11 protein-coding genes are annotated in these 14183 nt (G+C 68.2%); 4 read left to right on the top strand and 7 right to left on the bottom strand.

Translation table 11 applies throughout. The features are described from left to right. Positions 1 to 266: 266 nt before the first annotated feature. Positions 267 to 518 (top strand): DUF4148 domain-containing protein, encoded by a 252-nt coding sequence (locus DIE22_RS19570; RefSeq protein ID WP_124498675.1) that lies wholly within the window; start codon positions 267 to 269, stop codon positions 516 to 518. Positions 519 to 557: 39 nt separating this feature from the next. Here DIE22_RS19570 and DIE22_RS19575 read toward each other — a convergent pair whose 3' ends face one another. Beyond that, positions 558 to 2153 carry a thioredoxin family protein gene (locus DIE22_RS19575; protein ID WP_124498676.1) on the bottom strand — a complete coding sequence of 532 codons (1596 nt, stop codon included), beginning with the start codon at positions 2151 to 2153 and terminating at the stop codon, positions 558 to 560. Positions 2154 to 2995: 842 nt separating this feature from the next. Here DIE22_RS19575 and DIE22_RS19580 point away from each other — a divergent pair. From DIE22_RS19580 to DIE22_RS19595, 3 genes are all read left to right on the top strand, one after another. Further along, the gene (locus tag DIE22_RS19580) at positions 2996 to 5305 is read left to right on the top strand and encodes a phosphocholine-specific phospholipase C (protein ID WP_124605925.1); all 2310 of its coding nucleotides are present in this window, start codon (positions 2996 to 2998) and stop codon (positions 5303 to 5305) included. 244 nt (positions 5306 to 5549) lie between these two features. Next, positions 5550 to 5819 (top strand): hypothetical protein, encoded by a 270-nt coding sequence (locus DIE22_RS19585; protein WP_040138862.1) that lies wholly within the window; start codon positions 5550 to 5552, stop codon positions 5817 to 5819. A 163-nt stretch (positions 5820 to 5982) separates the two neighbouring features. Next, positions 5983 to 6975, top strand: a complete 993-nt coding sequence (locus tag DIE22_RS19595; protein WP_124498680.1) for a DedA family protein/thiosulfate sulfurtransferase GlpE — start codon at positions 5983 to 5985, stop codon at positions 6973 to 6975. 66 nt (positions 6976 to 7041) lie between these two features. Here the strand turns inward: DIE22_RS19595 and DIE22_RS19600 are convergent, their stop codons facing one another. The 6 genes from DIE22_RS19600 to DIE22_RS19625 form a co-directional block, all read right to left on the bottom strand. After that, the gene (locus DIE22_RS19600; RefSeq protein WP_124605926.1) at positions 7042 to 8514 is read right to left on the bottom strand and encodes an OprD family porin; all 1473 of its coding nucleotides are present in this window, start codon (positions 8512 to 8514) and stop codon (positions 7042 to 7044) included. 160 nt (positions 8515 to 8674) lie between these two features. Then, on the bottom strand, positions 8675 to 9697 hold the full coding sequence (locus DIE22_RS19605; protein WP_124498682.1) for an ABC transporter ATP-binding protein: 1023 nt from the start codon (positions 9695 to 9697) through the stop codon (positions 8675 to 8677). Further along, positions 9694 to 10686: an ABC transporter ATP-binding protein gene (locus tag DIE22_RS19610; RefSeq protein ID WP_124498683.1), complete on the bottom strand. Its 993-nt coding sequence runs from the start codon at positions 10684 to 10686 to the stop codon at positions 9694 to 9696. Before DIE22_RS19610 ends, DIE22_RS19605 begins: the two co-directional genes overlap by 4 nt. Before the next feature lies 1 nt (position 10687). Next, the gene (locus tag DIE22_RS19615; RefSeq protein ID WP_124498684.1) at positions 10688 to 11590 is read right to left on the bottom strand and encodes an ABC transporter permease; all 903 of its coding nucleotides are present in this window, start codon (positions 11588 to 11590) and stop codon (positions 10688 to 10690) included. 13 nt (positions 11591 to 11603) lie between these two features. Continuing rightward, positions 11604 to 12542 (bottom strand): ABC transporter permease subunit, encoded by a 939-nt coding sequence (locus tag DIE22_RS19620; protein WP_124498685.1) that lies wholly within the window; start codon positions 12540 to 12542, stop codon positions 11604 to 11606. An 11-nt stretch (positions 12543 to 12553) separates the two neighbouring features. After that, positions 12554 to 14167 carry a peptide ABC transporter substrate-binding protein gene (locus tag DIE22_RS19625; protein WP_124498686.1) on the bottom strand — a complete coding sequence of 538 codons (1614 nt, stop codon included), beginning with the start codon at positions 14165 to 14167 and terminating at the stop codon, positions 12554 to 12556. Positions 14168 to 14183 lie beyond the last annotated feature (16 nt).

A 14183-nucleotide genomic window follows, 5' to 3' on the forward strand; every position in this document is an offset into this window, starting at 1 on the left:
ATCCTCGGCGCCCACCTTAACCCCCCCGCGGTGGTTTTTGTGCTCCCCCGCGTTTAACACCCCCCGCCGCCCCCCCCCCCCCGCGGGGGCGCGCCCCCCCCCCCCCCCCCCCCCGCCCCGACCCGCCCATTGTTGCCGGCAGCAGAACACTGCGTTGGGAGCGATCGCATTTTTCCCGCGCGGGGCCGGGCCTACACTGTTTTCAACCGCTGCCGCTTCGTCGAACGAAGGCCGGCCGCCCGGTCGACAACATGGAGGTCCCGATCATGAAGCGCCTGATTCGTGCAGCTGCCATTGCCCTGGCCGTATCCGCCCCGCTCGCCGCGCAAGCGCAGTCGAACCCGCCGCTCACGCGCGCGCAGGTCCACGCCGAAGTGAAGGCGCTCAAGCAAGCCGGCTTCCAGCCGAGCGACTGGTTCTATCCGGCCAGCATCGTTTCCGCCGAAGCGAAGATTGCCAGCCAGCAGCGTGCCGGGTATGGCAGCGATCGCGGCACATCGTCTGAGTCCGGCCGGTAATCGCCGTAACGATGCGCCCGGGCGCGCGCCCTCACATCATTACGCCTTCACCGGCTGAATCAATTTCGCGCATGCCGCTGCCTGCGGATCGCCCGCAGGCAGCTTCGCGCACACCCCGTCGAACTGCCTCACGACCGACCTGACCGACGCATCGTGCGCGCCGCCGCCGCGCCAGCGGTTCAGTTGCGTGACGACCTTGGTCAGCGCACGCAGGTTCGCCCCATAAAACGCATCCTTGGTCCTGCCGGCCTGCGCGAGCACGCTCGCGGCGATCGCCTCGATCCGCGCCGAATCGTCCGGCGCCAGCGCGACCGCATTCGCGAAGTAGGTCGCGCCCCAGCGCAGCTTCGTCGCCGGTCCGCTTGCCGAGTCGTACGCCTTCCGGTACCAGTCGAGCGCCGCGGCCTTGTCGCCGCGCGCCTTCGCATTCGCGGCCAGTCCGGACATGAAGTAGTACGGCGTCGCAGAACGCGGCAACTCGGCCTTCAGCAAGACATCGGATTCGTCGTACAGCCCCGCATCGGTCAGCGTATCGGCCGCTTCACTGACCAGCGCCTGCCGCTCGTATGCGTTCACGGCGCCCTGCACCGACACCGCAATCTGCTTGCGTGCGGTGTCAACCAGCGCCGGCGCAGCGAGCGGCGCGCCGGCGCGCGCGTCGCCGCGCGCGAGCAGCACGCGGCCGTGCAGCGCCATCAGGCGGTCGATCGACGACAGCGTGGTGTCAGTCGACAGGCTCGCGAGCGCCGTGTCGTACGCGCCGCGCAGCTTCGCACGCTGCGCGGCATCGACGCCGAGATAGACGACCACGCGCGCGGGTGCCGCGACGAGCACGTCCGAATCGGCCCGCGCCAGCGCCGGCTCGCGCAGCACCGCGCGCAGCGCATCGGCGAGCGCGGCCTTGTCGAGCGCACCGGCCTGCGCGGGATCGTCCGAGGCCGCGACCACCGCCGACTTCAGCGCGAACCGCGCGGCATCCGCCTTCGCGCCGGCCGCGCGCGCCCGCTGCGACAGCGTCTGCAGCGTCACCGCGACACGATCGGCCGGCACCGGCAGCGCGCCGTCGGTGTCCCATGAATAGTCGGCGAGCAGATGCCATTCGTCCGGCGTCAGCGTCGCGCCGCCGTTCAACGCGGTCGCGAGCGTCTGCCGCACCGGATGCGCGGCCGTCATCCCGAGCGACAGCGCCTGCATGTAGCGCTCGAGATCGGCTTCGCCCGGCAGCCGCGTCACTTCGGTGCCGTCCGGGCGGAACAGGATCATCGTCGGATAGCCGTGCACCTTGAAGCGCTCGCCGAGCTTCTGCGCGCTTTCGGTATCGCCGTCGAGATACACGGGCACGAAGAACGACGAGCGGGTCTTGAATGCCTGCTGGCTGAAGATCGTCGACTTCACCTGGTTGCACGACGGACACCACACCGCGCCCCAGTAGAGCAGCAGCGGCTTGCCGGTGCGCTTCGCGAGCGCGAACGCGGCATCGACATCGCCCTGCTGCCACGCGATGCCGGGCGGCAGATGCGCGCCGTCGCCCGACGGGCTCGATACGGCGGCGCCCTGCGGCGCGGTGGTGGCAAACGCCGCACCCGCGGCGGCGAACAGGCAGGCGGCGGTCAGGTTCCGGAGAACGGTTTTCATCAAGGCGGGTTCCGTTGAAAGAGACGGTTGCGGGACGCGGCGTCGCGCGACGGTCGGAGCCTGCACGTCAGCGACGGCCGTCCCATGCGCGCGAAGCGGCGAAGCGAAAACACGACGAAGCGACGAAACAATGAAAGCCATCGACGGATGGCACCACGCATGCCGGAATCGGCCGCGCACGGCGCGCGGGCATCGACGCGGAAAGCCACGACCGACAGCGCCATGCACACACCACGCAACCGTGCCAACTGCAACGACTACGACGACCGGCAAATCGCTCGACGATACGATTCGCGCGGCCGGTTGAAAACCAACGAATTCTCGAATGGATATGACATGGGGCATCGCTGACGTGCGCTCATGTGTCGTCGGCGCAACGACGCATCGTGCTGCACGCATGCTTCGTCGGCTGCCGCCCGCCGCCACACAACGCGATGCCGTTGCAGGCGCAACCACACGGCGTCACGCAGGTTTCATGCAATCGGCAATTCCTGACCGTTCATCTCAAGGTAAACCGGTAATTTCTCACCATGTCGACGTCGTCACGGCGCGTCGCATATTGGTTGCATACGCAACGTCACCGGCACGTCATGCATGTCATTTCCGCATCACGCCGACGTCATCTGCGCTCCCTAGACTGGGCGCCGCCCTGCCCGGCACGCGCCGGGCCGGCGTGTGCCGACGTCCCGCCCCGCGCATCACGAGCGCGCGGCGCACAGGATCGAGCAACGGCCGACGCACTCGAACGCACACGCATCGCGGACGGTCCCGGAGGGGGGCCGACACACGGGCGCAACCAGACGAAGTCACGAACGCTCCCATCATCACAGGATCAGAACGCCATGACGTCACGCCGCACATTCCTCCAGCAGGCCGCCACTTCCGGCCTCGCCGCCGCCGCGCTGTCCGCGTTTCCGCCGAGCATCCGCCGCGCGCTCGCGATTCCCGCGTTTCACGAAACGGGGACCATCAAGGACGTCAAGCACGTCGTGCTGCTGATGATGGAGAACCGCGCGTTCGACGGCTACTTCGGCACGTTCAAGGGCGTGCGCGGTTACGGCGACCGCTTCGCGGTGCCGTCGCCGAACGGCCGCGACGTGTTCTACCAGACCTACACGAAAGCGATGCCCGCGACGACCTTCACGCCGTACCACCTCGACGCGAGCCAGGGCAACGCGCAGCGCGCGGGCGGCACGCCGCACTCGTGGGCCGACGCGCAGGCCGCGTGGGACCATGGCCGGATGAACCGCTGGCCCGATGCAAAGACGCCGCTGTCGATGGGTTATTACGACGCCGCCGAAGTGCCGTTCCAGCGCGCGCTCGCCGACGCGTTCACGCTGTGCGACCACTATCACTGCGGGATGCACACGGGCACGATCGCGAACCGGCTGTTCTACTGGAGCGGCACCAACGGCCCGAACGGCATCAGCCCGGCCGACGGCAGCCGTGTGAAGCTCGCCGCGCTGAACAACCAGTTCAACGGCGGCAACGACATCGGCCCGTCGAGCCAGGGCTGGACGTGGACGACCTACGCGGACCGGCTGCAGCAGGCCGGCGTGCACTGGAAGGTCTACCAGAGCCTGATCGACAATTTCGGCTGCAACGAGATGATGAGCTTTCGCCACTGGCGCGCGGCCATCGAGCAGATGCCGGCCGCGCGCCGGCCCGCGTACGTCGCGTCGACGGACATCACGCAGCCGGTGACGGCGGCCGGCGCGTTCTACGATCCGGCGATCGACGATCCGTTGAGTCCGCTCGCGAAGGGCTTCGGCAACACGATGCCGTACGGCTTCCTCGAGACGTTCCGCGACGACATCCGCAACGGCACGCTGCCCGAAGTGTCGTGGATCATCCCGCCGTCGGTGTACAGCGAACACCCGGGGCCGTCGAGCCCCGCGCAGGGCGCGTGGTACGTGCAGGCGGTGCTCGACGCGTTGACCGCGAATCCGGACGTGTGGAGCAAAACCGCCCTGCTGATCAACTACGACGAGAACGACGGCTTCTTCGACCACATGCCGTCGCCGGCGGTGCCGTCGCGCAACGCGGACGGCTCGCTCGCGGGCGGCCACACACTCGCGGACACCGACGTCGCCGTCGAGTACCACGACTTCGCGCCGGCCACGTCGAGCCAGCCCGCGGCCGACGGCCGTCCGTACGGCCCGGGCCCGCGCGTGCCGATGTGGGTCGTGTCGCCGTGGAGCCGCGGCGGCTGGGTCAACTCGCAGGTGTTCGACCATACGTCGACGCTGCTCTTCCTCGAGAAGCGCTTCGGCGTCGTCGAGCCGCAGATCAGCGCGTATCGCCGCGCGGTGTGCGGCGACCTGACGAGCGCGTTCAACTTCCGCGCGCCGAACGACGAACCGTTGCCGACGCTCGCGGGCCGCACGACGAAAAGCCAGGTCGACGCATTGAGCGCCGCGCAGCAGGCCGCACCGAAGATCACGCCGCCGGCCACGCCGTCGCTGCCCGCGCAGGCCACCGGCGTGCGCCCGTCGCGCGCGCTGCCGTACGAGCTGCATGCAAGCGCGCAGGTCGATGCCGGCAAGGGCACCGTCACGCTGAAGTTCGCGAACACCGGCCGCGCGGCGGCGGTGTTCCACGTCTACGACAAGCTGCACCTCGACCGCGTGCCGCGCCGTTACGTCGTGGAGCCGGGCAAGGCGCTGCGCGGCGACTGGGCGGCGCTGGCCGACGACAGCGGCAAATATGACCTGTGGGTGCTCGGCCCGAACGGCTATCACCGCCGCTTCACCGGCGATCTCGCCCGGCTGGCCGATGCGCGCGCCCCGCACCCGGAAATCCGGGTCGGCTATGCGGGCGCGAGCGGCAACCTGCATCTGCGGTTGCGCAACGACGGCGGCAGCACCGTGCGCTTCACGGTGCAATCGAACCAGGTGTACGGCCCGCTGGCCGGCCGCGGCGCGAACGACGATCGCGGCCACGGCAACGACGCGGGCACGACGTGGACCGTCACGGTGCGCGCCGGCGGCCAGTCGGAGCTGCACTGGAAGCTCGACTCGACCGGCCACTGGTACGACTTCGTCGTCACCGCCGACAGCGACGCGCGCTTCTCGCGCCGCGTGGCCGGCCGCGTCGAAACCGGCCGCCACTCGGTCAGCGACCCGGCGATGGGGCTCGCCGACCGCTTCTGACGGCACCACGGCACCGCGCCTGCCCGGCCGGAAACACCGCCCGGGCACCGGGCGCGGCGCCGCCCGATCCGGCTGAAACGCTTGCCCGGCGCGGGACAAACTTCAGAAGGATGGCTGGTGCAGCCCTCATTTCGTGCCCACGAAAATGCTCCGTATTGCGGCCCGTTCGCGTTAAACTTCGTCAAGCTGCATTCAACAACGACATCTTCGCCAACCCGGCACACACGACACGAGGATAGGTTCGATGCGCACTACCGGCTCATCCGGGGCAATGACCCTGCTCACCGAACACGACCCGGCCGACGGCCGTGAACTGCGCTCGCTCCGGCTCGAATCGACCGGCGACGGCAAGAGCGTGCTGCTGATCGAGATCGACGAACGCAAGCCCGGCATTCACCGCGAGGTCCGCTACGAGATCACGCCGGCCGAACTGATCGCGGCGATCCGCTCGCACGGCGCCGAGCTGCCCGGCGAAAACCACGGCGCCGCATCGCTCGCCCGCACCCCTTCCTGATGTCGATCGGTGAGCCGCGCGCAACGCACCGGCTCACCGATCTGCCCGCATCCCCCTGCCGCCGTCAGGCGCTTTACGTCATTCCCCGCCGCCCGGTTGAAAATGGCCGATAATCGGCCCATCTCCGTATCCTCCTCACGCGCTTCCTTTTCGGCCAGCCGTCATGCTCCGTGACCTCGTCGCCCAATACGGGCCGCTTCTCGTGTTCGCCAATGTGCTCGCGGCGGCCGTCGGCCTGCCCGTGCCGGCAATGCCGACGCTCGTGCTGTTCGGCGCGATGGCCGCGATGCATCCGGCGATGATCGGCTCGCAGCTCGTGACGGTGCTGGCGCTGTCGGTGCTCGGTGCGCTGATCGGCGACACCATCTGGTACGTCGCCGGGCGACGCTACGGCGGCTCGACGCTGAAGACGATCTGCCGGCTGTCGCTGTCGCGCGATACCTGCGTGAAGAAGACCGAACGGTTCTTCGGCCGCTACGGCGTGCGCGTGCTCGCGGTCGCCCGCTTCATTCCCGGGCTGTCGCTCGTGTCGGTGCCGATGGCCGGCGCGCTCGGCACGCGCTATCGCACGTTCGCCGGCTACGATGCGCTCGGCGCCGCGCTGTGGACGATCGTCGGACTCATCGCGGGGCTCGTGTTCTACCGGCAGATCGACTGGCTGTTCGCCGGCGCGAGCCGGCTCGGCCGCGCGGTGCTGCTGGTGATCGTCGCGCTGCTGGCGATCTATGCGGCCGTGCGCTGGATGCGCCGCCGCGCGCTGATCCGCCAGCTCGCGAGCGCGCGGATCGGCGTCGACGAGCTCGACGTGCTGCTGCGCGATCCGACCGCGCCGGTGGTGCTCGACGTGCGTTCGCCCGAGCACCGCAAGCTCGACCCGTTCACGATTCCTGGCGCACAGTTCGCGGACGAGCGGCAGATCGACGACATCGTCGCGCGCTATCCGCTCTCGCAGAAGTTCGTCGTGTATTGCTCGTGCCCGAACGAAGTGACGGCCGCGCTGATGGCCAGGCGCCTGCTCGACGCAGGGTTCACCGACGCGCTGCCACTGCGCGGCGGCCTCGATGCGTGGCGCGACACCGGCCGCCAGCTCGCGTCGCTGGTGGAGGACATGCCCGCCGCGAACGATCCGGTGGCGGGGTTGCACAAGCCGGCCTGAGCGAACTGACTGCAGGCCGGCCGCGCGAGACGGGACATACCGAGGGGACCTTGCGTCCCCCTTCCATCAGAACGCGTGCAGCGGCACGTTCACGACCAGGCGGTACTCCTTGTTGGTCGCGTCCGAGGTGTGCGTGGAACCAGTGTGCCACATCGCGATGAACGTGACCTTCGTATCCTTCAGCTTGCCGCTCTGGAACGTGTACGACGGGATGAAGCCGAACTCGTGGTGACGGCCCTGCACCGGCGCGCCGTTGCTCCAGTAGATGCTCGACTTGCCCGGATCGTTCGCGGCACCCGCGCTGCCGTCCGCCCCCCAGCCCGTCACGCCCCAGACCATCGCCTTGAAGCCCGGCAGGCCCGCTTCCTTGCCGTAGAACGTGTAACGCAGCTGCAGCGACTTTTCGTGCGGCGCGTTGTAGTCGACGTCCATCGAGTTGGTCAGGAAGATGCCGTTGGTTTCGTTCAGGTAGTCGAAGAACTGGTCACCGAGCACCTGCTGGAAGCCGAGCAGCAGCTCGTGCGGGCCGTGTTGCGCGGCCAGCGACAGGCTGTATGCGTTGTTGTTGATCTTGCCCTGCAGCGCGTCGCCCGTATCGTGCGTCGAGTAGACGTTCGCGAAGCCCGTCCACTTGACCGACTTCGTATCGCCGATGCTGTGCTTCAGCGACGCGTAGTACTGATGCCACACGTCGTCGGCCTGGTTCGCGTACAGCGCGAGCTCGCCGTTCGGCGAATAGTCCCACGTGCCGCCGACGTAGGTCAGGCGATTGACGCGCGTGCCGCCGTACTGCGTGGTGAGGTTGGTGAGCGTCGTGTGGCCGCGCGCATCGGTCTTCGTGAAGCTGCCGGCCTCGAGCATCACGTTCTTGAACTCATTGCTGACGATCGTCGCGCCGAGGAAGGTCGGCGGCAGCGCACGGTTGTCGTGCTGCTCCATGAACGGGTTGTCGACGGCCTGCAGACCGTACTTGACCACCGTGTTCGAGATGCGCGCCTTCACGTCGTAGATGCCCGGATAGGCCCACGCGAGCTGGTTCGAACCGCCGCCGCCCTTCGCGATGTGCACCATGCTGCCGGCGCCGGCGCCGCCGTCGAGCTTCAACGCCGCATACAGCGACGCGTCGAAGCCGATGCCGATCAGGCCGGTCGTGTAGCCCGACTCGAAGTTCGCCATCGCGCCCTGGACCCACGCGTGACGATGCGGTCCGCCCTTGTTGTCGAGCGTGTCCGCATAGTTGCGGAACAGGAAGTTCAGGTGGCTGTCGGCAATGAAGCCGTTCGACTTCGACTGCGCCGAAGGCTCATCGGGCGGCGTGACGGCCTGGTTCGCCTCGGCGTTGATAATGGCGTTCGGGGTCGTTGCCTGCGCAACCGACGTGCTTGCGCCGGCGGACGGCGCGGCCTGCGCGACCGTCAGCGGTGCGGGGGCCGCGTCGTCGGCGTGCGCGATGCCGGTCAGCGATACGCCGGCAAGCGCCGGCAAGCCCCATGCGAGCAGCATCTTCGATGCCGTCCCGATCGTCTTTTGCTTTTTCATCGTCATTCTCGTCTTGTGTTGATATCGTCCATGCCGGTTGCGATCCGCTTCCGGCCCCCCGGCGAGCCCGGCTGCGGACGCGCCTTTACCCGCGGCGCGAAGATCGTTCGCGCCGCACCCTGCCCCTGTTGACCTGCCTGGTTATGTTTGCTGCGTCACTTCACGCCGCCACGCCCGCCCGGATGCACGCGACACGCGCCGCCGAGCCGTGCCGCACTTCCGGCAGCGGCATGTCCTGCGCGCACGCGTCGATCGCGACCGGGCAGCGCGTGCGGAACGCGCAGCCGGACGGCGGGTTGAGCGGCGACGGCATCTCGCCCGCCAGCAGCATCGGACGGCGAGCACGCTCGCGCGCCGGCTCAGGCGTCGGCGCCGCATCGAGCAGCGCCTTCGTGTACGGGTGCTGCGGCACGCCGTACACGTCATGCCGCGTGCCGAACTCCATCACGCGGCCGAGATACATCACGAGCACGCGCTGGCTGATGGCCTTCACCACCGCCAGGTCGTGCGCGACGAACAGATAGGACAACGACAGTTCGCGCTGCAGATCGCGCAGCAGGTTCACGATCTGCGCCTGGATCGACACGTCGAGTGCCGATACGGGTTCGTCGCAGATCACGAGCCTGGGATCGCCGATCAGCGCGCGCGCGATACCGACGCGCTGGCACTGCCCGCCGGAAAATTCGTGCGGATAGCGCAGCAGGTGATGCGCATTCAGGCCGACGCGCTCGAGCATCGTGACCACGCGGCGCCGCACCTCGGTGCGGCCGAGGCCCGCGTGGTGCGTGACGAGCGGCTCCGCGACGATCTGTTCGATCGTCATGCGCGGATCGAGCGACGCGAGCGGATCCTGGAAGATCATCTGCACTTCGCGGCGCATCGCGGTGCCGCGCAGGTGATCGGGCGCGACGGCTTCGCCGCGCCAGCGCACCGTGCCGGCGGTCATCGGCACGAGGCCGATCAGCGCGCGCGCGAGCGTCGACTTCCCGCAGCCCGACTCGCCGACGAGCCCGACCGTCTCGCCGCGCTTCACGTCGAACGACACGCCGTCGACCGCGCGCAGCGTGCCCTTCGGCGACCACGGATAGGCGCCGAGCGGCACGCGGAAATGCACTTTCAGATCCTCGACGGACAGCAGCGTGTCGCCCGTCGCGCCGGCATGGCGGTGTTCATCTACGCTCATCGCAGACCTCCCGTCAGATCGGCCAGCGGCCGGTGGCACGCGCGCACCGCGCCCGCCGCGTCATAGGTTTCGAGCGCGGGGCGCACGGCACCGCAGCGCTCCTCCGCGTACGTGCAGCGTTTCGCGAACGCGCAGCCGGCCGGCGCGGTGCCGGGCATCGGCGGATTGCCGGGAATCGCGACGAGCGGCGCGTCGTCCGCATCGGTCAGGCGCGGCAGCGCATTGAGCAGGCCGATCGTGTACGGATGCGACGGCGCCGCGAAGATCGACTCGGCCGGCGCGTATTCGACGGTGCGGCCCGCATACATGACCATCACGTCGTCCGCGAGGCCCGCGACCACGCCCATGTCGTGGGTGATCAGCACGATCGCGGTGCCGCGCTCGCGGTTCAGCTCGCGCAGCAGGTCGATGATCTGCGCTTGCACGGTCACGTCGAGCGCGGTGGTCGGCTCGTCGGCGATCAGGATTTCCGGCTCGGACAAGAGCGCCATCGCGATCATCACGCGCTGGCGCATGCCGCCGGAGAACTCGTGCGGATACATGCGGATGCGGCGCGCCGCATCGGGAATCCGCACCGATTCGAGCGCCTCGATCGCGCGCCGGGTCGCTTCCTTGCGCGACAGCTTGCGATGCAGCTGCAACGTCTCGGTCATCTGCCGCTCGATCGTCAGGAACGGATTGAGCGACGTCATCGGATCCTGGAAGATCATCGCGATCCGGTCGCCGCGCACCGCGTTCAGCGCGCGCGTGTCCATCTCGAGCAGGTTGTCGCCGCGATAGCGCGCGGCGCCCGTCGTCGTGCCGTTGCCGGCCAGCAGGCCGAGCAGCGCCATCACGGTCTGGCTCTTGCCCGAGCCCGATTCGCCGACGATGCCGAGCGTCTTGCCGGCTTCGAGCGAGAACGACACGCCGCTCACGGCGTCGATCGGCGGTGCGTCCTTGCGCGAGAAGCGCACGCCGAGGTTTTCTACTTCCAGCAGAGCTGCCATTTCAGCGATCCTTCGGGTCGAGCGCGTCACGCAGGCCGTCGCCAACGAAGTTCACGCAGTAAAGCGTCACGCACAGCATGACGGCCGGCGCCAGCAGCAGCCACGGCATCGATTCCAGTTTCTGCGCGCCGTCCTGGATCAGCACGCCCCAGCTCGTCATCGGCTCCTGCACGCCGAGGCCGAGGAACGACAGCACCGATTCGGTCAGCACGATGTTCGGCACCGAGACCGTCGCGTACACGACGACCACGCCGAGCAGGTTCGGCACGACGTGGCGCAGCACGATCGACGCCGGCGACACGCCGATCGCGCGCGCCGCGTCGACGAACTCGCGATTGCGCAGCGACAGCGTCTGGCCGCGCACGACGCGCGCCATGTCGATCCACGAGAACGCGCTGATGGTCAGCACGACCAGCATGAACGAGCGGCCGAACAGGGTCATCATCAGGATCGCGATCAGCAGGTACGGGATCGCGTACATCATGTCGACGACGCGCATCATCGCGGAGTCGACACGGCCGCCCGCGAAGCCGGCGGTCGCGCCCCACGCGACGCCGAACAGGCCGGACACCAGCGTGCCGAGCAAGCCGACCTCGATCGATACGCGGCCGCCGATCAGCGTGCGCACCAGGAGGTCGCGGCCGAGTTCGTCGGTGCCGAACCAGTGCTGGTTCGCGAGCGTCGGCGGCAGGCTGATCGAGCCCCAGTCGCTCGCGGCGGGATCGGCCGCGAGCAGCCACGGGCCGACGAAGCACGCGAGCGTGATCAGCGCGAGCAGCACGAGGCTGAACACGGCCGCGCGGTTGTGAAGGAAGCGCGCGAACGCGAGCGCGAGCGGCGAGCGCGAACGCGGCGGCGAGTCGGTCTGCACGGGCAGGCCGACGACGGGAGTAGTCGGGGTCATCGCAGTGCCTCGCTCAATAACGGATGCGCGGATCGAGCCACGCGTACGCGAGGTCGACCAGCAGGTTGAACAGCACCGCGAAGACGGTCGTCAGCACGACGAGGCCGAGCACCAGCGTGTAGTCGCGGTTGATCGCGCCGTTCACGACGAGCTGCCCGAGCCCCGGCAGCGCGAACACCGATTCGGTGACGACGGCCGCCGTGATCGACGTGATGCAGACCGTGCCGAACAGCGACACGACCGGCATCAGCGCGGGCTTGAGCGCGTGGCGCAGCACGATCGTCGAGCCCGGCAGGCCCTTCGCGCGCGCGGTGCGGATGTAGTTGCTCGACAGCGTCTCGATCATCGAGCCGCGCATCACGCGTGCGAGCAGCGACACGTTGATGAAGGTCAGCAGCACGATCGGCAGCAGCCGGTACTGCCAGCCGCCGTCGCCCCAGCCGCCGGCCGGCAGCCAGCCGTTGCCGGCCGACGTCTTCAGCAGGATCGCGAAGATCCACACCAGCACCGGGCCGAGCACGAACGGCGGCACGACGTTGCCGAAGTTGCCGATCAGCATCACGAAGCGGTCGATCAGGCTGTCGCGGCGCACCGCCGCGACGGTGCCGAGCAGCACGCCAAACACGATCGAGACCGGGATCGACACGCCGCCCACGCCGAGACTCACGGGCAGCGCCTTCTTCACGAGATCGTTCACCGACCAGTCGACGTAGCGGAACGACGGGCCGAGATCGCCGTGCAGCAGCGAGCCGAGATACAGCAGGTACTGCTTCCACAGCGGCTCGTCGAGGTGATACTTCGCGTTCAGGTTCGCGAGCGTCGCGGCGGACAGTTGCTTCTCCGTATCGAACGGACCGCCGGGCGTGAAATGCAGCAGCAGGTAGCAGACGGTGATGACGGCGAGAATCGTCGGCACCGCCCACAACGTGCGTCTCAATGCGTAGGCCAGCATGATCGCTCCGCTCAGTGCTTGATCAGGTACATGTCCTGCGAAGCACGCATGTCGATCACGTTCTTCAGCGAGTAGCCGCCCACGTAGGGCTTCACGAGACGATCGGCCGAGTACTGGAACAGCGGCACCATCGGCGTATCGTTCATCGCCGTGTCGTGCGCCTGCGTGAGCAGCGCGGCGCGCGCCTTGTCGTCGAGCTTCTGGTTGCCGTCCTCGACGAACGTGTCGACCTGCTTGTTGCAGTAGCCGACGGTGTTCTGCGAGCTGCCGCAGCGGATCAGGTCGAAGAAGGTCATCGCGTCGTTGTAGTCGGCGAACCAGCCGTCGCGCGCGATCTGCACCTTGCCGTCATGGCGCTCCTTCATCAGCACCTTGAACTCGACGTTCTCGAGCTTCGTGTTGATGCCGAGCTTGGTGCGCCATTCCGATGCCGTGAACAGCGCGACCTTCTTGTGCAGGTCGTTGGTGTTGTACGTGAGCGTGAACGACAGCGGCTTCGCGTCCGAGAAGCCGGCCTGCTTCAGCAGGTCCTTCGCGGTCGCGACGCGCCTGGCCATCGGCCACGCCGCCCATTCCGGCGTGAACGGCTGCACGCCCTTCGTACCGTTCGGCATCAGGCCGTACATCGGCTTCTCGCCGGCCTGCGTGAGCTTCGACGTCAGCACGTCGCGATCGATCACCATCGACAGCGCCTGGCGCACGCGCTTGTCCTTGAGCGCCGCGTCGCTGTTGTTCAGGTAGTAGTAGTAGGTCGCGAGTTGCAGGCCCGGGCGCAGTTCGCCGCCGAACTGCTTGCTGACCTGCTGGAAGATGCCCGACGGGATCGAGTAGCTGTAGTCGATCTGGCCGGCCTGGTACATGCGCATCGCGGTTTCGTCGCTTTCGATCGGCAGGTACGTGACCTTGTTGATCACGACCTTCGACGCGTTCCAGTACTTCGCATCCTTCGTCGCGACGATGCGGTTGTTCGGCTGCCAGTCGACGAGCTGGTACGCGCCGTTGCTGACGAGATTGCCCGGGCGCGTCCATGCGTCGCCGAACTTCGCGATGGTGTCCTTGTTCACCGGCGCGAGCGGTGCCATCGCGGTCAGCTCGGGGAAGAACGCGACGGGCACGTCGGTCGTCACTTCCAGCGTGTACGGGTCGACCGCGCGCACGCCGAGCGTCGTCGGCGCGGCCTTGCCGGCGATGATGTCCTTCGAGTTCTTCACGAACTCGACGAGAATCGTGTACTTCGAGCCCGTCTTCGGATCGACGAGACGCTGCCACGCGTAGACGAAATCGGCGGCCGTCACGGGCTGGCCGTTGCTCCACTTCGCATCGTGGCGCAGCTTGAAGATCCACGTCTGCGGCGTCTTGCGCTCCCACGACTGCGCGACGCCCGGCACGACCTGGCCGGCCGCGTCGATGCGGGCGAGCCCTTCGAACAGGTCGAGGCCGATCGTGTTGCCGGTCCACGACTCGATGTGCGCCGGGTCGAGCGACTCGACTTCGGCGGGCACCTGGCGCGTCAGGTCCTGTTGAGGAGCGAGCGCGACGTTCGACGGAACGGTCACGGCGTGAGCGGCGGGCGTCGTCAGGGCGAGCGCGGCCAGCACGGCCGACATGGCATGCAAGGATTTCATCGTGGCAGTCTTGAGA

Source organism: Burkholderia sp. Bp9142, from assembly GCF_003853415.1.
In the GTDB taxonomy this organism is placed as follows: Bacteria; Pseudomonadota; Gammaproteobacteria; order Burkholderiales; family Burkholderiaceae; genus Burkholderia.